Origin of the sequence: Phreatobacter sp. (assembly GCF_052440005.1) — a bacterium.
Classification (GTDB): domain Bacteria; phylum Pseudomonadota; class Alphaproteobacteria; order Rhizobiales; family Phreatobacteraceae; genus Phreatobacter.
The window spans coordinates 19,695-42,710 of the sequence record NZ_JBQVQL010000036.1; the positions used below are offsets into that span (position 1 = coordinate 19,695).

The following is a 23,016-nucleotide window of genomic DNA, read 5'->3' on the forward strand; positions in this document are numbered from 1 at the left end:
CCTCCTTGCGCAGGCGACGTGCGCGCCCTTCAGAGCCAGCCGTTCTCCCCGAGCCAGGCCTCGAGCGCCGGGCGCACGCCGGGATGAAGGGGACCGCCATGACCGGGATCGTCCGGTCCGGCGACCGCCTTGAGATTGTGGCTGGCATCCGCGAGGACTTCCACCGCATGCCGCGCCCCTCCCGCTGCGCTGCGCCCGGACAGTGCCGCAGCCAGCGCCGGCACATCGCGGTCGGCCAGCACCTGAACGTCGGCGCTCCCGGCCAGGACGAAGACAGGACACGCGCAGCCTGAGGCGAGAACCGCCGGGTCGCGGGCGGCGAACCCCTCCCAGTAGTGCCGGAGATAGGGCGGATAGAGCCCCGCCAGGCCGGGCGAGACGGTTTCGGGATAGCCGGCGCCGGCAGCCAGCCCTGCGAGGATCCGGTCGTTCTCGTCGAGCAGGGCGTCCAGAACCGCCTCCGGCGCGCCTTGCATGCGCCCGAGCCCTGCGAGCTGGTCGCGCAACACCGCGGCGATCGGGCGGCCGGTGGTGGCCGCCAGGATCAGCATGGCCGGCTGCGCGCGGCCGCTCGCGGCAAGGTCGAGCGCGATCAGCCCACCCTCGCTGTGGCCGAGAATGCCGACCCGCCGGGCGTCCACGCCCTCCTGCGCCGCCAGCTGGGCGAGCGCGAGCCGCGCATCCTCCACGAAATGCTCCCAGCGCACGAAGTCGGCGAGCGCCGCCGGATCCTTCGGCAGGCTTGTGGCAACGGCGCCCATGCCGCGCTTGTCGCAGCGCAGGCTGGCGATGCCGAGTTCGGCCAGCAACAGCGCCAGGTCCTTCAGGAGATCCGTGAGGAGATGGGGCGGCTGGTTGCCGTCGCGGTCCGTCGGCCCGCTCCCCTGGATCAGCAACAGGGCTGGCACCTTGTCGCCGGATGCCGGCAAGGTCAGCGTGCCGGCGAGCGGGGCCCCTCGGGCTCCCTCGAAACGCAGCTCTGTTTCTGCCTGCAGCAACGACATATGGACGCCTTGGAGAGGGAACGGACGGCCCCCGAGACCGTTTCGATCGGCAAGCGGCGGATGGAGCCGGTCGACGACGAAAGATCCGGCGGGGAGTGACTCAAAAACAACACCAACCTTAAGGTCTTGGTAAGACTCAACCATCGGCGGGTGCAACTGTCGCCGGGGGCTGTGGACGGATTCCCGGAAGGCCTGACCAGCTTGGGGAAAACGAAAGCGAGATTCGCCGGACTCTTGCCGCCGATTCAATCAATAGCGTAGTGTCCGGCCGTCGGCATACGACATCTCGTGCGGCGGACCTTAGTGACAAGGGTATCGGCAGGCAGCGACGCTTCACCCGGGGCGGCGATGACTTGCGGATTCCGAAGGCCCGCGGCCTTCCAGGAGGAGACGGAAACATGCAGCAGTTGCAGTGGACCGACGAGCGGGTGGAGCTCCTCAAGAAGCTCTGGAACGACGGACTGAGCGCCAGCCAGATCGCCGGCGAGCTCGGTCAGGTGACCCGCAACGCCGTCATCGGCAAGGTCCATCGCCTCGGGCTGTCCGGCCGCGCCAAGGCGCCCTCCTCCACCGCCCCCCGCGCCCGCAAGGCGCCGCGCAGCGCACCCTCGGCGCCGCCGCGGCCCTCCATGCCGGCCTCGCGTTCCAATCTCGCCTTCAAGCCGCGCCCGGCCCCGGACCTCGTGCCGGAATCCGAAGTCGCCCGCATGCCGGAAGTCGACAATGTCGTGCCCATGGGCGAGCGCTGCACCATCATGGAGCTGAAGGAATATTCCTGCCGCTGGCCGATCGGCGAGCCGGGCAAGGACGACTTCCGCTACTGCGGCGCCCGGTCTGGCACCGGCATTCCCTATTGCGCCTACCACGCACGCATCGCCTACCAGCCCGTGGCGGACCGCCGCCGCGACCGCAAGCAGGCCGGCGGACGCTGACGCGCGAAACCTTGAGGCGGCGGACCTCTACAACCCAAGAAAAGCGATGAAATCCAACGAACCCTCTCCGGCGACGGAGAGGGTTTTTTCTTGAGCGGCAGGGACGCCCCTAGAACGGCATCATCCGCTCGACGACGAGATAGCCGGTGAGCAGCCCGGCGCCGAAGAGCACCACCACGGCCGCGGCCGCGAGTTCGGCCGCGCTCAGCACCAGCGTCGCCGCGCCCGTGCGCGCCGAAGCGAGACGCACGGCGATCTCCTTGGCCCCCGAGGCAAGGGTCGCGATGGCCGCCACCGTGATGGCCGTCCCCACCGCCATGGCGAAGGTCGCGGCGACCCCGGCCTGCACGATGCCCTGCGAGAGCGCGAAGACGAGGATGAGCACGGCCCCGGTACAGGGCCTCAGGCCCACGCTGACGATCACCGCCAGCGCCTCGCGCCAGGATTGAATGCGCGCCACCTGCTCGGCTGCCGGCAGGTGAACGCAATTGTCGTCGCAGGCCATGCCCGCCACGGGCCGGTTCTGGCGCCAGGCAGCGAGGCGGGCGAGGAAGGCGCGGCCCTTCTGCCAGGTCAGCCTCAGGCCGATGGCGATGATCAGCCCGTAGGCGGCGATCTCCACCCAGTTGACGACACGGCTCATGGTGCGGGCGGTGACGCCGAGAAGCGCAGCGAGGAAGCCGACGAGGGCGATCGCCGTCAGCGCCTGAACGAGCGAGGACAGCGCCGCCAGCGCCACGCCGCGCCGGATCGTGGCGCCGTTGGCGACGATGTAGGACGAGATCACCGCCTTGCCGTGGCCAGGGCCTGCCGCATGGAAGACGCCGTAGAGGAACGACAATCCGATCAGCGTCCACAGCGCGCCGCTCTGGCCGGCGCGGATGCCGCGCACGGCCGCCGAGAGCTGTCGGTAGAACTGCGCCTGCTGTTCGATGATCCAGCCGAAGAGGCCGCCGGGCGCCGGAGGGCGGGCGCCGCCGAAGGCCGAGGGCGGCGCCTGGGCGAGGGCCGGCGCCAGCGCCAGCACGCAGATGACAAGGACCAGCCCGGCGATGACCGCGCCGGCGCGTCGCGATGGCGTCACGGGCAGGTCACCGTGAAGCGGCCGGCGAATTGCTGCCCGAAATTGGCGTTGGCACCGAGGGCCTGGAAGAAGCTCTCCGACAGGGTCCCGACCGGGGCGCTGCTGCCCTTGGGCGGGGTGTAGTCGAGCCGGCAGCCGGTGGGCGCGGCGACGAGCCGCATGGGCTCGCCGTCGGCGGGCGTGAAGGCGACGAAGTAGTCGGGATCGTAGACCTCGAGGGTCAGGGGCCGTCCGGCGGCCTTGAAGGGCGTCGCGATCGGCACCGTGAAGTGCAGCCGGAGCTTGCCGCCGACCACCTCCGACCAGGCGTCGCGCACCTCGCCGAACGAGACGTAGCGCCGCTCGTGGCGCAGCACGGTGAAGAACTTCTGCTGCCCGAGATGCTCGACGTTGACCTTGGTGAGTTCGGCCAGCTCCTCGCGGGAGAACTGGCCGTCGCCGTTCTTGTCGAGCCCCTGCGTGGCGAAGCTCGAATACATCTCGTCGAAGGTCCACACGTGCAGGAAGCCGGTGACCTGCCCTGCCGCGTCGTGCAGCAATTGCGTCTCGGTCTCGACCTGGACGTGGGGATGGGCTTCGGCCGGCCGCGCGGTGGCGAGCACCAGGGCCAGGGCGCAGAGGGCGAGGAGGCGAGCTTTCGGCACGGCGAACCCTGTTGGTCGGTCACGCCAGTGATAAGGCGGGGAAGACGGCCAAGATATGGCGGCCGTCATGGTTAACAGGAGGTTGAACCCCGGGGAAGCGGGCGACCCGTGCGCCGGCGCGGCTTGCCTGCGGCGCTGGCGGGTGGAATGGTCCCGCCCTCTCGATACCGGATACCGCCTGGGGGACTTCCATGCTCGCCAACCTCACCATCGACAGCCGCCGGCTCTGGGACATGCTCATGGAGACGGCCGCCATCGGCGGCACGCCCAAGGGCGGCATCAGGCGCCTGTCGCTGTCAGACGAGGACCGGCGCGTCCGCGACTGGTTCCGCCGGGAATGCGAGGCCCTCGGCTGCACCGTCCACGTCGACACTGCCGGCAACATGTATGCGGTGCGCCCGGGCAAGGACATGAGCCGCAAGCCCATCGCCATGGGCAGCCACCTCGACACCCAGCCGACGGGGGGCAAGTTCGACGGCGTCCTCGGCGTCCTCGGCGGTCTCGAGGTGCTGAAGACCCTGCATCAGGCGGGCTACGAGACCCAGTCGCCGCTCTGCCTCGTGAACTGGACCAACGAGGAAGGCGCGCGCTTCTCCCCCTCCATGGTGGGCTCGGCCGTCTATGCCGGCGCCTATACCCAGGCGCAGATGGACGCCGTGACCGACAAGGACGGCATCACCCAGGGTGCTGCGCTGGAGACCATCGGCTATCGCGGAAATGAGACGCCGGGCGCCCTCGCCTTCCAGGCCTATTTCGAGATCCACATCGAGCAGGGCCCCATCCTCGACGAGGAGAACCTGTCGGTCGGCATCGTCACCGGCATCCAGGCCATCAAGTGGTTCAACTGCACCATCACCGGCCGTGAGAGCCATGCCGGCACCACGCCCATGGCCTATCGCCGCGACGCGCTCGCTGCCTTCGCCGAGGCGGCCCAGCAGATCCGCCAGATCGCCATCGATAACGGCGGTCTCGCCACCATCGGCATCGTCTCCGCCTATCCCGGCTCGCCCAACATCATCCCCGGCGAGATGCGCTTCACCCTCGACATGCGCCACCACGCCGACGACGTGCTGAAGACCATGGTCACGGCGGCGAAGATCGCCATCGCCGAGGCAGCGACCCGCCACGATGCCGCATACGACGTCCAGCCGCTGCAGGATTCGCCCGCCCAGCCCTTCGACGCCACCCTGATCGCTTCCGTGAAGGCGGCGGTCGAGAAGCTCGGCCTGCCGTCGCGCGAGATCACCTCCGGCGCCGGCCACGACGCCATGTACACGGCCCGTGTCTGCCCCACGACCATGATCTTCGTGCGCTGCGCCGAGGGCCTCAGCCACAACGAGGCCGAGAGCGCCGCGCTGGAGGATTGCGGCAACGGCGCCCAGGTGCTGCTCGAGGCAGTCCTCGCCTACGACTCGCGCGGCTGACGCGCTTTCCATCCCGGGGCGCTGCTGGTACAGCGCACCGGCAGCGACCAAGGGGCCATCCATGTCCGACATGCGCGTCGTCATCGCCGGAGCGGCCGGCCACATGGGCCGGGTTCTCGTCCGTCTTGTCCAGGAGACGGCGGGCCTCAAGCTCGTCGGCGCCATCGAGCCGGAGGGCCACGTCGCCATCGGCGAGGATGCGGGACTGCTCGCCGGCGTCGGGCGCACCCTCGTCGCCGTGAGCTCCGACATGGACGCCGCGCTGGCCCAGGCCGACGGCATCATCGACTTCACCATCCCCCGCGTCTCCGTGGAGATCGCCGGGATGGCGGCCAAGCACCGAAAGGTCCATGTCTGCGGCACGACGGGGTTCTCGGACGCCGAGAACGACGCCATCGCCTCCTCGGCGCGCATCGGCACCATCGTCAAGTCGGGCAATTTCTCGCTCGGCGTGAACCTGCTGGCGGCGCTGGTGAAGCGTGCGGCGGAAGCCCTCGATGAGGACTTCGACGTCGAGATCCTGGAGATGCACCACAACCGCAAGATCGACGCGCCTTCGGGGACCGCCCTGATGTTTGGCGAGGCGGCGGCGGCCGGCCGTGGCATCGACCTCGCCGGCCGGTCCGACCGCGGTCGCGACGGGCAGACCGGCGCCCGCCGGCGCGGCGACATCGGCTTCGCCGCCCTGCGCGGCGGGACTGTGGTCGGGGACCATTCTGTGATCTTCGCCGGCCCCGCCGAGCGCATCGTCATGAGCCATCATGCCGAGGACCGCGCCCTCTTCGCCCGCGGCGCGCTGAAGGCGGCGCTCTGGGCCCACGGCAAGCCCGCGGGCCTCTATTCCATGGCCGATGTCCTCGGCCTCTGACCCCTCACAGGATCTGATCCCCATGACCGAACGGCTTCTCGTGCTCACCCGCCACGGCGAGAGCGAGTGGAACCTGAAGAACCTCTTCACCGGCTGGAAGGACCCCGGCCTGACGCCGAAGGGCATCGAGGAGGCGAAGACGGCCGGCCGCGGCCTCAAGGCGCTGGGCCTCGGCTTCGACGTCGCCTTCACCTCGGCGCTCACCCGCGCCCAGCACACGCTGAAGCTCATCCTCGACGAGATCGGCCAGCCCGACCTGTCCACCATCGAGGACTTCCGCCTCAACGAGCGCGACTACGGCGACCTCTCCGGCCTCAACAAGGCTGAGACCGCCGCCAAGTACGGCGACGAGCAGGTCCACATCTGGCGCCGCTCCTACGACGTGCCGCCGCCCGGCGGCGAGAGCCTGAAGGACACGGTGGCCCGCGTGCTGCCCTACTACGTCGAGACGATCCTGCCGCGGGTCATGCGCGGCGAGCGCGTGCTGGTCGCCGCCCACGGCAATTCGCTGCGCGCGCTGATCATGGTCCTCGACCATCTCGACGACAAGACGATCCCCTCGCTCGAGCTGAAGACCGGCGTGCCGCTGGTCTACCGGCTGAACGCCGACACGACGGTGGCGTCGAAGCAGGTTATGGAGGGCTGAGACGGCAGCGGCGCGGGGTCTTGCTCACGGGTCCGTCGCCGCGCCATCGGGCATATCCGTTTGCGACGTGTCTCCATTTGTTGCCCGTGACGGTATCCTGTGACAGCATCGACCGCGTTGTGCTGGACCGTCCGCTTGAGAGCGGCCCCAGGTTCGATGGGATCGATGAGATGACGCGTGGATTTGTGACGGCAGCGCTCTTCGCGGCCGGTTTTGCCGTGGTCGCCGCGGGCGTTCCGGCGCAGGCCCAATCGATGGATGATGCCTGGCAGTCGGTCCTTCGCCGATGGGTCGGCAACGGCTGGAAACCGTTTCACGAGGGCGGGTACAACTTCACCGCCGATGGGAACCAGGGCCGGCGCTGGGGAGCGGGCCTGCGGGCTGGCGAGGCGGTGACGTTTGGCGCCGTCTGCTCCAATTGCGACGGCGTCCAGCTCATCCTGCGCGACGGCCGCGGCAACATCCTAGCCACCGCCAACGCGCAGCGGCCATCGAGCAGCCTCAGCCATACGCCCCGCGAAAGTTCGAACGGGACGATCCAGCTCATCCCGGTCGGCTGCCGGCAGCCGGCCTGCCCGGTGCGCTACACGTCTTTCCTCCGGCGCTGAGACGAGGGCCTTACGACACCTTGAGCCCGGCCGGCGGCAGGCTGATGCGCGCATCCGCGCTCGCCACCTGCGCTCGCCCGGTGGTGATCGCCATGGAGGCGGAGTCGTAGAAGCACTTGATGCTCTGGATGAGCCCGCCGCGGAAGCGGATGAGGTCGCAGCGCTCGCTGTCGATCACACGCCCGTTCGGCCGGAACTTCAGCGAGGAGTGCCAGTGCACGAAGGCGTCCTCGCCCTTCACGACGATCTTCTCGATGAGGAACTCGCGCACCTCGAACATCCGGTGGAAATGGGCGAGCACCTCCGTCAGCCCGGCGATGCCGACGCGCAGGCCGGCATGAGGGTTGAGCACGGCGTTGCCCACCAGCGTAAATTCGCAATCCTCGCCGCATTGGGAGACGAGCGCCACGGTGTCGCCGCGCGCCCAGGCGGAATAGGCCACCTTCAGCTTCTGTTCGAGACCGAGCTCGTCGGTGACGAGTTGCAGCACCATTGTCGCGCAGCTCCATGCACTCAGATTGCGTGCGCAATTATGAGACAGAGATAGCACAAATCAACAGAGGCATTCGGCGAATATGGCAGGAGCCGACCTCGCGGGCTTGCCCCTCGCCAGCGCCGAAGCTCCGGCTGACGCAGCCTGCCGGCGGCCCTCAGGCAAGGCTTGCGGGGCGGCGGGCTTGTGACCTACCATCAGCCATAAATCGATTAAAAAGACCACCGGGAGAAATGCCATGCCGTCGCGCGCCGTGCGCAACGTCGACCGCTCGCTCATCCGAGACAAGGCGAAACTGATCCGCCGCGAGACGGTGAGGCTCACCGACATCTGCGGCTCGGGCCATTACGGCTCGTCCTTCTCCATGGCCGAGATCGTGGCGCTGCTCTATTACCAGCTCCTCCACGTGAAGGCGGACGAGCCGCGCTGGGCCGATCGCGACCGCTTCACCATGGGCAAGGGCCACGCCGCCATCGGGCTCTTCCCGGTGCTCGCCGATCTCGGCTTCTTCCCCGCCGAATGGCTCGACACCTACAGCCGCATGGGGTCCTTCCTCGGCGACCATCCCGAGATGAAGAAGGTGCCGGGCATCGACTTCTCCTCCGGCTCCATCGGCCACAACCTCTCCGTCTCCGTCGGCATGGCCCTCGGCGCCCGGCTGAAGGGCTCGCCCGCCCGCGCCGTCTGCCTGATGGGAGACGGCGAGATGAACGAGGGCCAGATCTGGGAGGCGGCGCAGGCCGGCGCCCACTACGGCCTCGATAATCTCGTCGGCATCGTCGACATCAACGGCGCCGGCTCCGACGGCGACCCGCAGCAGACGCTGCGCTCCGAGCCTCTCAAGGAGAAGTGGGAGGCCTTCGGCTGGAACACCATCGTGCTGAAGGACGGCCACGACATCGACGCGACGTTCGACGCGTTGAACCGGGCCCTCAACGCCCCCGACGGCCGCCCGGCCTGCGTCCTCGCCTACACGGTCGCCGGCAAGGGCGTCTCCTTCATGGAGGGCACCTGGCAGTGGCACCTCGGCTTCCTCGGCCCGAAGGACATCGAGCGGGCCTATGCCGAGATCGAAGCCGGCGAGATCGGGTAAGGAACTGAGCACATGAGCCAGAGCGAGAAGTACCGCGCCAATCCGCCTGCCCCCGGCATGGCCTATATGTCGGCCGAGCTGAAGAAGACCATCGACCTCGCCGAATCCACCGTCACCGACGATTTCGACGAGCGGTCCTGGGACATGGTCGTCTCCCTCGGCCTGTCGCGCCAGCTCACCACTGGCAGGACGCTGATCGAGCTCGCGGAGGCCGGCCATGACGACATCGTCGTCTGCACCGCCGACCTCGGGCGCCCCACCCAGGTCATCGGCTTCGGCCAGAAATACCCGGACCGCTACTTCAACTTCGGCATCGCCGAGCGGAACATGATCGGCGCCGCTGCGGGTCTCGCCACCATGGGCCTCACGCCGGTCATCTCGAACTATTCGTTCTTCCTCGCCCTCATGGGCGTCGAGAACATTCGAAACGACATCTGCTACACCAATCTGCCGGTGAAGATGGTCGGCACCCATTCCGGCATCGCCATGGGCTTCTACGGCACCTCGCACCATTGCTGCGAGGACATCGGCGCGCTGCGCGCCATCCCCAACCTCACCCTCATGGCGCCCTGCGACGGCAACGCCCTGTCGTCGGCCCTGCGCACCAACATCCACCACCCCGCGCCGATCTATTTCCGCGCCGGGCGCGGCCGCGAGGCCGTCGTCTACGACAAGGAATTCGACTTCCGTATCGGCGGCTCCAACACGTTGCGCGAGGGTCGCCACGCGACCGTGCTCGCCATCGGCAACCTGGTGAAGGCCGGCCTCGACGCCCATGACATCCTGAAGGCGGAGGGCATCGAGATCACGGTGGTCGACATGTACTCGGTCCGCCCGCTCGACCTGGGGGCAGTGCGCGCGGCGGCGAAGCGCGGGCCCATCGTCTCGGCGGAAGAGGCCAACGTCACCGGCGGCTTCGGGGCGGCCATCGCCGAGGTCATCGCCGAAGAGGGCCTCAGCACCCGCCTGACCAAGGTCGGCATGCCCGACGCCTACGCGGTGCTGGGTCCGCCGACCCACCTCTATCGCCATTACGGCCTCGACGGCGAGGGCGTCGCCGCGGCCGTGCGCAAGGCGCTGAAGGCTTGACGGTCTGACGCACGGTCGAGGCAGTGGCCCCACCCGCACCCTCCCCGCGCTGCGCGCGGAGAGGGGATTATGGCGTCGCGCCCTAACCCACGCCCAAAGAGCCTGACCCAACCGGTATGACATGGGACGGTCGAGCCCGGTGCGACGTCGCAGGATGAGCGGGACGCCGAAGCCCCCATCCCATCGCGGAGCGAGGGGAGGGGGCGGGTGGGGCATTCTTGTCCTGCCCCGCCGCCCCCTTCAGAAATAGCCGGCCAGGTTCGCCCGGATGCGATCGATCACCGGGCCCTCGTCCGCCCCGATCTCGAAGCGCTTGCCGGTGATCGTCTCGAAGGCCTCGATATAGACGGCCGCGGTCGCGACGATCACGTCCTGCGGGATCTCCGGGATGTCGTCCTTGTAGGGGTCGCAGCGCGCCACCACCCAGTTCCGGACGAAGTCCTTGTCGAAGCTCTCCGGCTTCTCGCCCGCTTCAAAGCGCGCGGGATAGCTTTCAGCCTTCCAGTAGCGGCTCGAATCCGGCGTGTGGATCTCGTCCGCCAGCACGATGCGGCCGTCGCGATCGGTGCCGAACTCATATTTTGTGTCGACCAGGATCAGCCCTCGCTCCGCCGCGCGCTGCTGCCCGCGGGCGAAGAGCGCGAAGGCATAGCGCGTCAGCGTCTCCCACTGCTCCGCCGTCACCAGATTCTGCTCGAGAATCTGCTCCGGCGAGAGCGGCTCGTCGTGGCCGCCGTCGAAGGCCTTGGAGGTCGGCGTGATGATCGGCTGCGGCAGGCGCTGGTTGTCCCTCAAGCCGTCGGGGAGCGTGATGCCGTACATCTGCCGCTCGCCCTTCTTGTAGAGCGTCAGCACGGAGGTGCCGGTGGTGCCGGCGAGATAGTCGCGCACGACGATCTCGACGGGGAGGATGTCGAGGCGCTTTCCCACCACCACGTTGGGGTCGGGGTAGGCGATGACGTGGTTCGGGCAGATGTCCGCCGTCTCCTCGAACCAGTAGCGCGCCGTCTGCGTCAGCACCTCGCCCTTGAAGGGGATCGCCGCGAGGATGCGGTCGAAGGCGCTGATCCGGTCGGTGGCGATGATGATGCGGCTGCCGTCGGGGAGATCGTAATTGTCGCGGACCTTGCCGTGATAGGGGTTCGGCAGTTCGGGGATGGTCGCGTCGCCCAGCACGCGGTGGGCGTTCGCCTTGAGCTTCGCCAGATCCATGGCCGTCTGTCTCCCCCGGAACGCTTCTTCCTTAGCGCTCCGGCGGGCCCGGCGTCGACCGGCGGGACCATTTGTCCACCGCCGATGGCTTGACCCGGGGGGCGGGATCGTCTTCGCTCGCGCGGCCTTCTTTCCCTAGCGTGAGATGCATGGAAGCCTACGTCACCCCGGTCATCGAGTTCGTCAAAGCCAACCAGGCCTGGGCTCCCGCCATCATCTTCGCGCTGTGTTTCGCCGAGTCGCTCGCCGTGCTCTCGCTGGTCGTGCCGGCCTGGGCGATGATCGTCGCCTTCGGCCCGCTGATCGGCACGGCCGGCATCCCCTTCTGGCCGATCCTCGTCGCCGCGGCGCTGGGGGCGACCCTCGGCGACGCCGTCTCCTACTGGTTCGGCTACGTGTTCAAGGACAGGATCGGCAAGATCTGGCCGCTGTCGCGTCATCCGGACATGCTGCCGAAGGGTCATGCCTTCTTCGAAAAGTGGGGAATCTGGGCGATCTTCATCGGCCGCTTCTCCGGGCCGCTCAGGGCCTCGGTGCCGCTGGTGGCGGGGATGCTGGCCATGTCGCAGTGGAAGTTCCAGATCGCCAACATCCTGTCGGCCTTCATCTGGGCTGGCGCGCTGCTCGCGCCCGGCAGCATGCTCGGCAAATATCTGCCGGGAATGCACTGACAGGACCTGGGCGACCACCACGACGATCCCGGCCTCAGGCCAGCGTCGCCGTCCCCAGGTGCTCGACCGGGAAGGCGTGAACGTCCTGCAGCAGCTCGACGAAGGCGCGCGCCGTGAACTCGGTCTGCTCGCGCCCGCTCGCCGGCGTCGCCGCCGCCGCATTGCCCATGGCCCCGGCGGTGGAGAGGTCCTCGCTCATCCAGCCGAAGGAGATGCGCTGCGTCGCGCGCAGGTGCCGATAGCGCTGCTCCATCAGCACGGCCGCGGAGACGAAGTCGCGCGCCTTGGCCATGTGCACGAGGTCACGGCGGAAGTGCAGCATCTGCGAGGTCTCGATGGCGCCGCCATGGATGCCGTGGACGTGCTCGGCCTCGGGGAAGAGACCCTCGGGCGAGCCGAGCCGATGCCAGGAGCACTGCACGACCAACATGCCGTGCCGCCGCCTGAGCTCGCGCGCGACGATCTCCATCGTCGCGACATTGCCGCCGTGGGAATTGGCGAGGACGAGCTTGCGCACGCCCGCCCGCGCGATGCTGTCGCCGATCTCGGTCAGGAGCCGGATCTGCGTCTCCGCCGTGATGGTGATCGTGCCGGGAAAGGCGACGTGCTCGTCCGACTTGCCCATCCAAACCGTCGGCAGGAAGGTGGCGGGCAACCCCTTCGGCAGGATGTCGCGGACCGCCTGGACATTGCCCTCGGCGATCACCGTGTCGACGGAGACGGCGAGGTGCGGCCCGTGCTGTTCGACGGCGGCGATGGGCAGCACGGCGATCCACGAGCTGGTCTCCGCCGCGCGGAACTCCTCGGTGGTCATGTCGCCCCAGAGCTGTCGCGGCAGCATGGCGCCCTCCGTCTTCTCCGGCCTCAACCGGCCCTCGCCGCCACCACCTCCACCTCGACCTTGAATTCGGGCCGGGTGAAGCCGGTCACGATCATCAGCGTCGAGGCCGGCGGCGGGCTGGCCACGTGCCGGTCGCGCGAGGCCATGTAGCCCGCCATGTGCGCCCGGTCGGTGACGAAGGCATTGATGCGGACGATGTCGGCGAAGTCCATGCCGGCGGCGGCCAGCATGTGGCCGATCGCGGCGAAGCACAGGTCGGCCTGCGCCTCGGCGCTGTCGGGAATGACGCCGTCCGGCGCGAGGCCGAGCTGGCCGGAGCAGAACAGCATCCGCGTGCCCGCCGGAACGACCACGGCGTGGGAATATTTGGCGAAGGGGGCCGGCATGGCGGCCGGTGTCAGCTTCTCGAGCATGGTCAGGGCTTGCCTGTCTGGATCGGCAGGGCGGTCGTCTGCTTGATCCGCTCCATGGCGAAGCGGGAGGTGACGTTCTTCAGCGGCATCTGCGCGATGAGGCGCTTGTAGAAGGCATCATAGGCGTCCATGTCGGCCACCACGACGCGCAGCATGTAGTCGACGTCACCGGCCATCCGGTAGAATTCCATCACCTCGGGCATGGCGGCGACGATCTCGGCGAAGCGGCCGAGCCAGCCCTCCGAATGATCGGCCGTTTCCACCGAGACGAAGACGGTGAGGCCGAGGCCGAGCTTCTTCGGGTCGAGGAGCGCCACGCGCCCCTTGATGATGCCCTCGGCCTCGAGCTTCTGGATGCGCTTCCAGGCCGGTGTCGTCGACAGGCCGGAACGCGCCGCGACCTCGGCGATGGAGAGCGAGGCATCGGTCTGCAGGACGGAGAGAATGCGTCGGTCTGTGTCGTCCATCCCCTGGGCATCCCTTCACTGGGAATTGATCTTGCCGAGAGGTTTAGACGGTCCCGCACGCCGTGGCGAGCGAGACGAGTGTCTTATGCACGCCTGCCGCGAAACCGCCCGGGACGAGGGGCCGGCGCTCAGTTGCCGGCGTAGAAGGCGGCCGGCCAGGGCCAGTTCACCGTATAGGCCGGGGCGCCCCAGAACCGGTCGCGACCGACGCGGCTGCCGCGCATGCTGGTGGACATGGCGACCGGCTCGCCGGTGACGGTATAGGGGGCGTAGAGAATGTCGGGGCGGGCCGTCAGGCGCTCGCCCGGGAACGAGACCTTCGGTGTCACCAGCCAGCTCGGACGCGACACGCGAACCTCGGGAACCGCACGGCGGCGCTGCTGCGCCTCCGCCTGGTGCACGGCCGCCTCGACGGCGAAGACAGCCGTCAGTGCGACGAGGCCGGTGGCGAACTTGGCGATCATGAGATGCTCCCGATGCGTTGGCGAAACTCTAGCCTTCCGCCACGTCCCGGTCGAGAGCATGCCGGCCACAGATTGAGGAACTGTGACCGGCATGCGTCACCGCCTCTCAGGCAGCAATGCGCCACGCCTGGCCAAGTTCCAGGCCTTGCCAGCGCGGCACTTCCCTGCCCGTCGGGCTCACCAGACCACGGGCGCCGTCCAGAGCGCCCGGAACCAGTTCCAGCCCGAGAAACCGAGACCGCTCCACCGGTCCCGGCATCCACAGGCGCTCCATCTTCGCGGCCGCAAAGCCGAAGCGCCGATAGTAGGGTTCATCGCCGACGAGGATGACGGCGCGGTGGCCCTCCTCCCGCGCCCGCTCGATCGCCTCCCGCATCAGGAGGCCGCCGATTCCCGCCGCGCGGACCGTGCCGTCCACCGCCAGGGGCCCGAGCAGCAGCGCCGGCCGGTCGGGACCGAGCGTCACGTTCCACAGCCGCACGGTGCCGACGAGGCGCGCGCCGGACGTCGCGACCAGCGCCAGCCTGTCGGCCGGCATCCGCCCCTCGCGCAGGCGCTCGGAGGTCTTCTCGAAGCGGTCCGCGCCGAAGGCAGCATCGAGCAGCGCCTCGCGCGGCTCGACATGGCTCGATCGCTCGTCGGCGACGACGATGGCGGAGGTGAAGGCGGGCTCCAGGCCCATGGGGGAGACGTGCACGGTCATGGCCGCGGTCCTTCTCTGGCGAGAGAGTGACGACAGCCCTCGTGCCGGGCGGAGAGCCACGGCCGGTCGGGACGCTTCGGGGCTTTGGCGGAGGCCCGCCCGGTCACCCGGGCGGGATGAGGAGCGTCAGATGCAGACGCTCGCCAGCGGCGCGAAGCCGTTGAAGCCGACCGTGGAATAGGTCGTGGTATAGGCACCCGTCGCCTCGATCAGCACCTTGTCGCCGATGGAGAGCGACACGGGCAGGTCGTAGGGCTTCTTCTCGTACATGACGTCGACCGAATCGCAGGTCGGTCCCGCCAGCACGCAGGGGGCCGTCTCGTCGCCGTCACGCTCCGTGCGGATCGGATAGCGGATCGCCTCGTCCATGGTCTCGGCGAGACCGTGGAACTTGCCGATGTCGAGATAGACCCAGCGCACCTCGTCCTCGTCCGACTTCTTCGAGATGAGCACGACCTCGGACTCGATGATGCCGGCGTTGCCGACCATGCCGCGACCCGGCTCGATGATCGTTTCCGGGAGACGGTTGCCGAAATGCTTGGTCAGCGCCTCGAAGATGGCCGCGCCATAGGCTTCCGCCGCCGGAACGTCCTTGAGGTACTTCGTCGGGAAGCCGCCGCCCATGTTGACCATCTTCAGCTCGATGCCGCGCTCGGCGAGCGTGGCGAAGATCGAGGAGGCGGTGGTCAGCGCCTGGTCCCAGGCACCCATGTTCGTCTGCTGCGAGCCGACGTGGAACGACAGGCCGTAGGCCTGCAGCCCGAGGCGGTGCGCATGCTCGAGGACGCGCGGAGCCATCTCCGCCGCGCAGCCGAACTTGCGGGAGAGCGGCCACTCGGCGCCCTCGCAGTCCTGCAGGAAGCGGCAGAAGACCTTGACGTCCTTCGCGCCGATGATCTCGGCCTGGCGGGCGATCTTCTCGACCTCCGGCTCGCAGTCGACCGCGAACAGGCGCACGCCGTACTGGAGGGCGCGCGCGATGTCCTTCTCCTTCTTGATCGTGTTGCCGAAGGAGATGCGGTCGGCGGAGACGCCGGTCGCGAGAGCCTGCTCGATCTCGACCACGGAAGCGCAGTCGAAGCACGAGCCCATCTCGGCGAGCAGGTTGAGGATTTCGGGGGCCGGGTTCGCCTTCACGGCGTAGAACACGCGCGTGTCGGGCAGCGCCCGGGCGAACTTGGCGAAGTTGGCGGCAACGACCTCGAGATCGACGACCATGATCGGGCCATCGTCGCGGCGGTTGCGGAGGAATTCGCGGATACGGTCGGTCATTTTGATGTCCCCCCAGCCCTCTCTCGCGAGGACCAGCAAAGGGTTGAACCCATGGGCCGCTTTCGTTTCCCAGGTCCGCTGTGGAGACGGAACACCGGTGACGTCGGCAACCCGATGACGTTCGCCGAGACATCTCTTCCGCGGCCGGGCTGGACACCCGTCAGCAAGATGAAGACGCCTTCGATTGGAAAGGGGACATCCCCGATCCGCACGGCCGGCAAGAAGAACAAGCCTCTTCGGTAGCTGGCTCTGGACACCAGCTGAGACCAAAAAAGCCCGATCGTCGTTGCTTCAAGTCGCGTCCCCTGCGGAGGGCAGGGTTCGCCGGTTTGCCTCCGGCTGCCGGTTAGGTATCGAAGACCCCGCGTCTTGCGACGCCCCTGGAACACGGCCCGGTAGGTCCCGGCGCATTCCCAAGTCTTCGGGCGGCTGTCCGGCCTCTTGTCCGGATGCCCACCAACCGGCACGCAACCACAGGCACGTGCGAAATTGGGCAGCGCCGTAGATAGCAGATTCCGCACCGGGTGCAAGGCCTTTCGGTTCTCCCTGTTCAAGAAAATTTGCTTGGCCGGCCATCGGGTTAACCCCGCCTCATTTCAGCCGCCCGGGCGCCGTCTTCGTGGACAAAACGCCGCAGGCCCCGCTATGAATCGGCAAGGCGCGGACAGCCCGCCGGCGCCGGAACCCGAGGACGTCAAGACGCATGGCCGCCGCGGTCGAACTCGCCGCCTACAAGGACGTCCTGATCATCCTGGCCTCGACGGCGGTCACGGTGCCGCTTCTCAAGCGCCTCGGCATCAGCCCGGCCCTCGCCTTCCTCGGTATCGGCGCCCTGGTCGGCCCCGGCGCCCTCGGCGGCATGGCAGGCACCTGGCCGTGGCTCAGCTGGATCACCGTCACCGACAGCCGGCAGATCGGCACCTTCGCCGAACTCGGCGTGGTCTTCCTCCTCTTCCTGATCGGGCTCGAGCTCTCCTACGAGCGCCTCACCCGCATGAAGCGCCTCGTCCTCGGCCTCGGCTCGCTGCAGGTCGTCCTCACCGCGACGGTCATCGCCTGCGTCGCCTGGTGGGTCGGCCGTCCCGTCGCCGCGGCCCTCCTCGTCGGCGGCGCACTGGCGCTCTCCTCCACGGCGGTGGTCGTCGAGCACCTCGCGGAGCAGAAGCGGCTGACCACCACCAGCGGCCGCACCACCTTCGCCGTCCTGCTGATGCAGGATCTCGCGGTCATCCCGCTCCTCTTTCTCATCGGCGCGCTGTCCCAGCGCCAGGAGGGATCGGTCGCCCTCGGCCTCGTCATGGCCATCGGCCAGGGCATCCTCGCCGTCCTCGTCGTCGTCGCGGTGGGACGACGGGTGCTGCGGCCCTTCCTGCGCCAGGTCTCGGCGCTGCACGAGCCGCAGGTCTTCATGGCCGCGGCCATCCTCATCGTGGTGGGCACGGGCGTCGTCACCGCCGCCTTCGGCGTCTCCATGGCGCTCGGCGCCTTCGTCGCCGGCCTTCTCCTCGCCGAGACCGAGTATCGCCGCGCCATCGAGGCCACCCTCCAGCCCTTCAAGGGCATCCTCCTCGGCGCCTTCTTCTTCTCCGTCGGCCTGTCGATCGATGTGAAGGCGCTCTTCGCCGCGCCTCTCGCCTACGCCCTCGCGGTCGCGGCCCTGATCGCGCTGAAGATCGCCATCCTCGTGCCGCTCGTGCGCGCCTTCGGCCAGAGCTGGCCGGTGGCGATCCGTTCGGCCCTGCTGCTCGGCCCCGCCGGCGAGTTCGCCTTCGTCACCATGGGCCAGGCGACCGCGGCGGGCGTCGTCAGCCCGGAGACCGGCGCCTTCATCACCACCATGACGGCCATCAGCATGGCGACCGTGCCGCTTCTCGACCGCTTCGGCGCCTGGATCACCGGCCGCCTGGCGGTGAAGGCGGCGCCGGATCCCGAACTCGCCGTCGGCCCGCCCACCGCCGCCGGCAAGCGCGTCATCGTCGTCGGCTACGGCCGTGTCGGCCAGCTCGTCTGCGAGATGCTGGCACGCCACCAGGTGCCCTATGTCGCGGTCGACAGCGACCCGCGCGAGATCGCCCACCTGCGACGCAGGGGTCACGCCGTCTTCTTCGGCGACGCCAACAACGGCCCCTTCCTCGAGCAGTGCGGCATCCGCGACGCCGCCTCGCTCGTCCTCACCCTGCACACCGGCGGCGCCCTGGACGAGATTGCGCAGGTCGCCCGCAGCCTCAACCCCGGCCTCACCATCATCGCCCGCGCCCGCGACGCCGACCATGCCAAGCAACTCTACAGCCTCGGCGTCACCGATGCCGTGCCGGAGACGATCGAGGCAAGCCTCCAGCTCTCCGAGGCCGTCCTCTTCGATCTCGGCGTGCCCGCCGGCAAGGTCATCGCCTCGGTGCACGAGCGGCGCGACGCCTTCCGCCGCGAACTCCAGGATGCCGGCGTGGATGAAGCCCGGGTGCGCAACGCGGTGCGCTCGACCCATCCCGAAAACGCGGCTCCGGCGCGGGTCTTGCCGACGTCACGAAGCTGAGCCATGATCCATCGCTCACTGACGGCCCTCCGCCATTCCGGACGGGGGGCCGTATCCGTTCCGCAGGGCCTTCCGGCATCGAGGACAGGATGAGCGTCAACAAGTCGGGTCACATCAGGCTGACCTCGCATCCCGGCGCCGGCACGGCGTCACGCTTCAAGATCGCCTGGGGCGCCGCGACGCCGGAAGAACGCGGGCCGGTCGTCGCAACCGTCAACGCCGCCTCCGACCGCAACGCCATCGGCACCCACGGCGGCTCCTACGCGCTCTACCGCGCCCTCGCCGTCTCTGCCGGCGCCCTCAACCCGATCCAGCGACCGGACCTCACCAATACCCACCCCGTCGTGGACATCGGCCCCTTCCCGCAATGGTCCGAGCCCGGACGCATCGTCTCCATCGATCCCTTCGGCCACCTCGTCGGCGAGGCCTTCCGCCGCGATATCGCGGAAGGTGTCGACATCCGCCCCTCCATCGCCATCACCAAGGCACGGCTGACCCTTCCCGAGCTGCAGCACGACATCGGCAAGCGTCTGCCGGCCGACGGCCGCATCGTCCGCGAGAGCGGCGACATCGCCTGCACCAAGATCGCCATCGACCCCGTCTGGTACCTGCCGGGCATCGCCGAGCGCTTCGGCACGTCGGAGACGAACCTCCGCCGCACGCTCTTCGAGCAGACCGGCGGCATGTATCCCGAACTCGTGACGCGGCCGGACTTCTCGGTGTTCCTGCCGCCCATCGGCAACACCACCGTCTATCTCTTCGGCGATGTTGCGAAGCTCGGCGACCCCCAGACCTTCGTCTCCGGGCGCCTGCACGACGAGTGCAACGGCTCCGACGTCTTCGGCTCCGACATCTGCACGTGCCGGCCCTATCTCGTCCACGGCATCGAGGAGGCCGCCCGCGACGCCCAGAACGGCGGCGTCGGCTTCATCGTCTACAACCGCAAGGAAGGCCGGGCTCTGGGCGAGGTGACGAAGTTCCTCGTCTACAATGCCCGCAAGCGCCAGGAGGGCGGCGATCAGGCCGCCACCTATTTCGAGCGCACCGAATGCGTCGCCGGCGTGCAGGACGCCCGCTTCCAGCAGCTCATGCCCGACGTCATGCATTGGCTCGGCATCCGCCGCATCGACCGCTTCATGTCCATGTCCAACATGAAGTACGACGCCCTCGTCGCCGCCGGCATCGACGTGGTGGAGCGCGTGCCGATCCCCGCCGGCCTCGTGCCCACCGACGCCTCCGTGGAAATGGAGGCGAAGAAGGCCGCCGGCTATTTCACGCCGGAGCCCGCGCCCTCGGCAGAGGATCTCGCGCGCGTCGTCGGCCGCAAGATCGAAGATTTCTGATGGTGCGTCGCCACTGCACAGCCCAAGTGCGTCCTTCGAGGCTCGGGCTTGCGCCCTCGCACCTCAGGATGAGGAGGGAAGCGTCCTGCAGCGTGATCCGGCCTACAGGTCGCAGCCCTGCCCGATCCGGAGCCGGTGCAGGGCACAAGCCCCCTCATCCTGAGGTGCGAGGCCCCCGGCGATGCGTCAGCATCGTCCGGTGCCGAGCCTCGAAGGACGCACTTGGTCGGTGCAGGGCCGACGGTGCCATGACATTCCAGCCGGAGACGCCTTGATGGCCTTCGCCATGCTCGACGCCCCGCGGGCCGCCCGCGCGCTCCTCACCGCCTCGGCCGTGCGGGAGCGCTCGGCCAAGATGCTGGAGCTCGGGATCGACGGGAGGCTGACCGCCTTCACCGTCGTCATGGACCGGTTGCCGGCCGCTGCCGACCTCGTCGTCGAGGTGATCCGCGCCAACTATCCCGACCTCGTCATTCCCTTCCATGCCCGCTGGCGCCATTTCGTGGCCGGGGGCCGCGACCTCGGCGCCGAACTCCTCGCCCGGATCGCCGATCCCACGGAACGGGGCCGCACCGCCTTCGACCTCGCCATCGTCTCGGTCCTGCTCGACGCCGGCGCCGGCATGGCCTGGCGCTACCGCGACGCCGCGACGGGGGCGGAGCTCTCGAAGTCCGAGGGCCTCGCCGTCGCCTCCCTGCGCATGTTCGAGGCCGGCGCCTTCGCCGCCGACGGGGTGAGCCCGCGCGCCGATGCGGCGCGGCTCGCCGCGATCACCGCCGCCGACATCGCGGCAGGCTTCCAGGTCGGGCCTGAGAACCCGCTGGTCGGCCTCGAAGGGCGTGCCGCCCTGCTCGCCAGGCTCGGCGCCGTCGCCGCGAACGCCCCCGCCGTCTTCGGCAACCGCGACACGCCGCGCCCCGGCGGCCTCTTCGACCACCTCGCCGCCGCTGCGGAAGACGGACGCCTGCCGGCCACCGCCATCCTCGCCGCGGTCCTCGCCTATCTCGGGCCCATCTGGCCGAGCCGGGTCACCCTCGGCGGCATCGCGCTCGGAGACTGCTGGCACCACCCGCTGATCCGCGCGGGCGACGCCAGCGACGGCCTCATCCCGTTCCACAAGCTCTCGCAATGGCTCTCCTACTCGCTGATCGAGCCTTTGGAGAGCGCCGGCCTCACGGTGACCCACGTCGGCGGGCTGACGGGCCTGCCGGAATATCGCAACGGCGGCCTCTTCGTGGACATGGGTGTCCTCGCCCTGCGCGATCCGGCCATGGCCGGCGCCGACAACACGGTCGACAGCGCCCTCGTGGTCGAGTGGCGCGGCCTCACCGTGGCGCTCCTCGACGCGATCGCGCCGCTGGTCCGCGAACGCCTGAACCTGTCGGCGGAGGATTTCCCCCTGGCGCGCGTCCTCGAGGGCGGCACCTGGGCGGCCGGGCGCAGGCTCGCGCGCGAGAAGCGCTCCGACGGCGGTCCGCCGATCAGGGTCGTCAGCGACGGCACCGTCTTCTAGGATCGCATCCGCATCGAGACCGCCTGGAGGGGCGCATGAACAGGGTCACCGTCGTCGATCATCCGCTGGTGCAGCACAAGCTCACCCTGATGCGCGACAAGAACCGCTCCACCAAGGGCTTCCGGCAGCTGCTGCACGAGATCGGCATGCTGCTCTGCTACGAGGTGACGCGCGACCTGCCGCTCGAGATGACCGAGATCGAGACGCCGCTGCAGACGATGATGGCGCCGCAGATCGGCGGCAAGAAGCTGGTCTTCGCCCCCATCCTGCGCGCCGGCCTCGGCTTCGTCGACGGGATGCTGGAGCTCGTCCCCTCCGCCCGCGTCGCCCATATCGGCCTCTACCGCGACCCAGCGACGCTCACCGCGGTGGAGTACTATTTCAAGGCGCCCGAGGACGTCGCCGACCGCCTCGTCGTCATCATCGACCCCATGCTCGCGACAGCCAATTCCGCCATCGCCGCCGTCGACCGGCTGAAGGAGCGCGGCGTCGCAAACATGCGCTTCGTCTGCCTGCTCGCGGCGCCGGAGGGGGTCGCCAATTTCCACGCACATCACCCCGAGGTCGGCATCTGGACCGCGTCCATCGACAGCCACCTCAACGACCACGGCTATATCGTGCCGGGCCTCGGCGATGCCGGCGACCGCATGTTCGGCACCAAGTAGCGGGCCTCAGGCCCCTCGCCCGAGGCGCTCGATCAGGCTCATGGCCGCGAACGGCGCCTTCGGCTTGAAGCCGTTGATCATGAAGACGAAGACCTCCCGCGGGGTCTTCTTCACGCGCCGCTTCGGGTCGAGCAGCGGCAGGTCCTCCGGCAGCCCGCCGCTGGCCCAGACCGCCGCACGGCCAGCCCAGTGGTCGAGGACCGCCGGCGGATAGCCGACTGGCTCCTCCTCGCGGGCGCACTGCAGCCGCACATAGACGAAATCGGCGGTCGGATCGAAAAAGAAGGGATAGTCCGGCTCGTCGGCGAACACGGCACCGACGCGATAGCGGGCGAGCAGGGCCGGAAACTCAGGCGTCATGAAGCTCTGATGGCGGACCTCGACCACGTGGCGCAGCGCGATGCCTTCGGCCTCCGCCGGCAGCAGCGCCAGGAAGGCCTCGAAATCCTCCGGCTGGAAGGCCTTGGTCGCCGCCATCTGCCAGTTGATCGGGCCGAGCTTGTCCTTGAGCCGGGCGATACCGCTGCCGACGAACCTTTCGATGGACGGCCCGGCCTCCGCGAGCACGCGCCTGTTGGTCGAGAAGCGCGGCCCTTTCATCGCGAAGACGAAATCGTCCGGCGTCTCGTCGTGCCATTTGGCGAAGCTCTCCGGCTTCTGCGTCCCATAGAACGTGCCGTTGATCTCGATCGCGGTCACATGCCGGCTGGCGTGGGCGAGTTCAAACTTCTGCGTCAGTCCTTCGGGGTAGAAGGAGCCGCGCCAGGGCTCGAACGTCCAGCCGCCGATGCCCACCCGTATCGCGCCGCTCTTCGCCATCGAAACCTCCCGGATGACCCGACCTTGCCTCCCGACCGAACCCGGTCGTGGCAGGAGCCTCGCTGCCGGAACCGCGTCACCGGCCGCCGGCCTTTCCGGCAACGCATGGCGGGGCGGCGGGGTCCGCGCGACCCGATTCCTGCTGCGTGAACAGCAAAAAGCCCCGCGGGCTTTCGCCGTGCGGGGCTTTTGTGTTTGGTTGCGGGGGCCAGATT

Annotated in this window: 24 protein-coding genes; 12 read left to right on the forward strand and 12 right to left on the reverse strand. The window is 68.9% G+C overall.

All coding sequences use genetic code 11. The annotated features are described in order from the left end of the window. Window positions 1-29 precede the first annotated feature (29 nt). Window positions 30-1,004 carry an alpha/beta hydrolase family protein gene (locus ACT6XY_RS10835; RefSeq protein WP_444748352.1) on the reverse strand — a complete coding sequence of 325 codons (975 nt, stop codon included), beginning with the start codon at window positions 1,002-1,004 and terminating at the stop codon, window positions 30-32. Between the two features lie 398 nt (window positions 1,005-1,402). On the opposite strand from ACT6XY_RS10835, the gene ACT6XY_RS10840 reads away from it, so the two are divergent. Next, window positions 1,403-1,936, forward strand: a complete 534-nt coding sequence (locus tag ACT6XY_RS10840; RefSeq protein WP_444748353.1) for a GcrA family cell cycle regulator — start codon at window positions 1,403-1,405, stop codon at window positions 1,934-1,936. 109 nt (window positions 1,937-2,045) lie between these two features. Here the strand turns inward: ACT6XY_RS10840 and ACT6XY_RS10845 are convergent, their stop codons facing one another. Continuing rightward, window positions 2,046-3,020: a nickel/cobalt transporter gene (locus tag ACT6XY_RS10845; protein WP_444748354.1), complete on the reverse strand. Its 975-nt coding sequence runs from the start codon at window positions 3,018-3,020 to the stop codon at window positions 2,046-2,048. Beyond that, window positions 3,017-3,664 (reverse strand): DUF1007 family protein, encoded by a 648-nt coding sequence (locus ACT6XY_RS10850; RefSeq protein WP_444748355.1) that lies wholly within the window; start codon window positions 3,662-3,664, stop codon window positions 3,017-3,019. Before ACT6XY_RS10850 ends, ACT6XY_RS10845 begins: the two co-directional genes overlap by 4 nt. Window positions 3,665-3,855: 191 nt before the next feature. Here ACT6XY_RS10850 and ACT6XY_RS10855 point away from each other — a divergent pair, with 191 nt between their 5' ends. The 4 genes from ACT6XY_RS10855 to ACT6XY_RS10870 all read left to right on the forward strand — a co-directional run bounded on the left by ACT6XY_RS10855 (window position 3,856) and on the right by ACT6XY_RS10870 (window position 7,210). After that, the gene (locus tag ACT6XY_RS10855) at window positions 3,856-5,088 is read left to right on the forward strand and encodes a M20 family metallo-hydrolase (protein WP_444748356.1); all 1,233 of its coding nucleotides are present in this window, start codon (window positions 3,856-3,858) and stop codon (window positions 5,086-5,088) included. Window positions 5,089-5,149: 61 nt separating this feature from the next. Continuing rightward, window positions 5,150-5,956 carry a 4-hydroxy-tetrahydrodipicolinate reductase gene (dapB, locus tag ACT6XY_RS10860; RefSeq protein WP_444748357.1) on the forward strand — a complete coding sequence of 269 codons (807 nt, stop codon included), beginning with the start codon at window positions 5,150-5,152 and terminating at the stop codon, window positions 5,954-5,956. 22 nt (window positions 5,957-5,978) lie between these two features. Further along, entirely contained in the window at window positions 5,979-6,602 is a 624-nt protein-coding gene (locus ACT6XY_RS10865) for a 2,3-bisphosphoglycerate-dependent phosphoglycerate mutase (protein ID WP_444748358.1), read from the forward strand. A 77-nt stretch (window positions 6,603-6,679) separates the two neighbouring features. After that, a complete protein-coding gene (locus ACT6XY_RS10870; protein WP_444748359.1) occupies window positions 6,680-7,210 on the forward strand; it encodes a hypothetical protein in 531 nt (176 codons plus the stop codon). Between the two features lie 10 nt (window positions 7,211-7,220). Here the strand turns inward: ACT6XY_RS10870 and ACT6XY_RS10875 are convergent, their stop codons facing one another. Further along, window positions 7,221-7,703 carry a nuclear transport factor 2 family protein gene (locus tag ACT6XY_RS10875; RefSeq protein WP_444748360.1) on the reverse strand — a complete coding sequence of 161 codons (483 nt, stop codon included), beginning with the start codon at window positions 7,701-7,703 and terminating at the stop codon, window positions 7,221-7,223. 238 nt (window positions 7,704-7,941) lie between these two features. Here ACT6XY_RS10875 and ACT6XY_RS10880 point away from each other — a divergent pair, with 238 nt between their 5' ends. Beyond that, window positions 7,942-8,796 carry a transketolase gene (locus ACT6XY_RS10880; protein ID WP_444748361.1) on the forward strand — a complete coding sequence of 285 codons (855 nt, stop codon included), beginning with the start codon at window positions 7,942-7,944 and terminating at the stop codon, window positions 8,794-8,796. Window positions 8,797-8,808: 12 nt separating this feature from the next. Beyond that, window positions 8,809-9,885, forward strand: coding sequence for a transketolase family protein (locus ACT6XY_RS10885; protein WP_444748362.1), 1,077 nt, complete (start codon window positions 8,809-8,811; stop codon window positions 9,883-9,885). Window positions 9,886-10,125: 240 nt separating this feature from the next. On the opposite strand, the gene ACT6XY_RS10890 is transcribed toward ACT6XY_RS10885, so the two are convergent. Next, complete coding sequence (locus ACT6XY_RS10890) at window positions 10,126-11,097, reverse strand: phosphoribosylaminoimidazolesuccinocarboxamide synthase (RefSeq protein ID WP_444748363.1); 972 nt, start codon at window positions 11,095-11,097, stop codon at window positions 10,126-10,128. Window positions 11,098-11,246: 149 nt separating this feature from the next. Between ACT6XY_RS10890 and ACT6XY_RS10895 the strand changes: the two genes are divergently transcribed. Continuing rightward, the gene (locus ACT6XY_RS10895; RefSeq protein ID WP_444748364.1) at window positions 11,247-11,768 is read left to right on the forward strand and encodes a DedA family protein; all 522 of its coding nucleotides are present in this window, start codon (window positions 11,247-11,249) and stop codon (window positions 11,766-11,768) included. A gap of 34 nt (window positions 11,769-11,802) precedes the next feature. On the opposite strand, the gene ACT6XY_RS10900 is transcribed toward ACT6XY_RS10895, so the two are convergent. From ACT6XY_RS10900 to ACT6XY_RS10925, 6 genes are all read right to left on the reverse strand, one after another. Then, window positions 11,803-12,609, reverse strand: a complete 807-nt coding sequence (locus ACT6XY_RS10900) for a creatininase family protein (protein ID WP_444748365.1) — start codon at window positions 12,607-12,609, stop codon at window positions 11,803-11,805. 23 nt (window positions 12,610-12,632) lie between these two features. Beyond that, a complete protein-coding gene (locus ACT6XY_RS10905) occupies window positions 12,633-13,022 on the reverse strand; it encodes a RidA family protein (RefSeq protein ID WP_444748366.1) in 390 nt (129 codons plus the stop codon). Window positions 13,023-13,024: 2 nt separating this feature from the next. Then, the gene (locus ACT6XY_RS10910; protein WP_444748367.1) at window positions 13,025-13,489 is read right to left on the reverse strand and encodes an Lrp/AsnC family transcriptional regulator; all 465 of its coding nucleotides are present in this window, start codon (window positions 13,487-13,489) and stop codon (window positions 13,025-13,027) included. A gap of 128 nt (window positions 13,490-13,617) precedes the next feature. After that, window positions 13,618-13,953 (reverse strand): hypothetical protein, encoded by a 336-nt coding sequence (locus tag ACT6XY_RS10915; protein WP_444748368.1) that lies wholly within the window; start codon window positions 13,951-13,953, stop codon window positions 13,618-13,620. Between the two features lie 106 nt (window positions 13,954-14,059). Continuing rightward, the gene (locus ACT6XY_RS10920) at window positions 14,060-14,656 is read right to left on the reverse strand and encodes a GNAT family N-acetyltransferase (RefSeq protein ID WP_444748369.1); all 597 of its coding nucleotides are present in this window, start codon (window positions 14,654-14,656) and stop codon (window positions 14,060-14,062) included. Between the two features lie 126 nt (window positions 14,657-14,782). Beyond that, window positions 14,783-15,928, reverse strand: coding sequence for a type III PLP-dependent enzyme (locus ACT6XY_RS10925; RefSeq protein WP_444748370.1), 1,146 nt, complete (start codon window positions 15,926-15,928; stop codon window positions 14,783-14,785). Between the two features lie 703 nt (window positions 15,929-16,631). Between ACT6XY_RS10925 and ACT6XY_RS10930 the strand changes: the two genes are divergently transcribed. The 4 genes from ACT6XY_RS10930 (at window position 16,632) to upp (ending at window position 21,982) form a co-directional block, all read left to right on the forward strand. Further along, entirely contained in the window at window positions 16,632-18,461 is a 1,830-nt protein-coding gene (locus tag ACT6XY_RS10930) for a cation:proton antiporter domain-containing protein (protein WP_444748371.1), read from the forward strand. 89 nt (window positions 18,462-18,550) lie between these two features. After that, on the forward strand, window positions 18,551-19,804 hold the full coding sequence (locus ACT6XY_RS10935; RefSeq protein ID WP_444748372.1) for a GTP cyclohydrolase II: 1,254 nt from the start codon (window positions 18,551-18,553) through the stop codon (window positions 19,802-19,804). A 274-nt stretch (window positions 19,805-20,078) separates the two neighbouring features. Next, window positions 20,079-21,317: a URC4/urg3 family protein gene (locus ACT6XY_RS10940; protein ID WP_444748373.1), complete on the forward strand. Its 1,239-nt coding sequence runs from the start codon at window positions 20,079-20,081 to the stop codon at window positions 21,315-21,317. A gap of 35 nt (window positions 21,318-21,352) precedes the next feature. Next, window positions 21,353-21,982 (forward strand): uracil phosphoribosyltransferase, encoded by a 630-nt coding sequence (gene upp / locus ACT6XY_RS10945; protein WP_444748374.1) that lies wholly within the window; start codon window positions 21,353-21,355, stop codon window positions 21,980-21,982. A 6-nt stretch (window positions 21,983-21,988) separates the two neighbouring features. Here the strand turns inward: upp and ACT6XY_RS10950 are convergent, their stop codons facing one another. Then, on the reverse strand, window positions 21,989-22,801 hold the full coding sequence (locus ACT6XY_RS10950) for a DUF72 domain-containing protein (protein ID WP_444748375.1): 813 nt from the start codon (window positions 22,799-22,801) through the stop codon (window positions 21,989-21,991). Window positions 22,802-23,016: the final 215 nt, after the last annotated feature.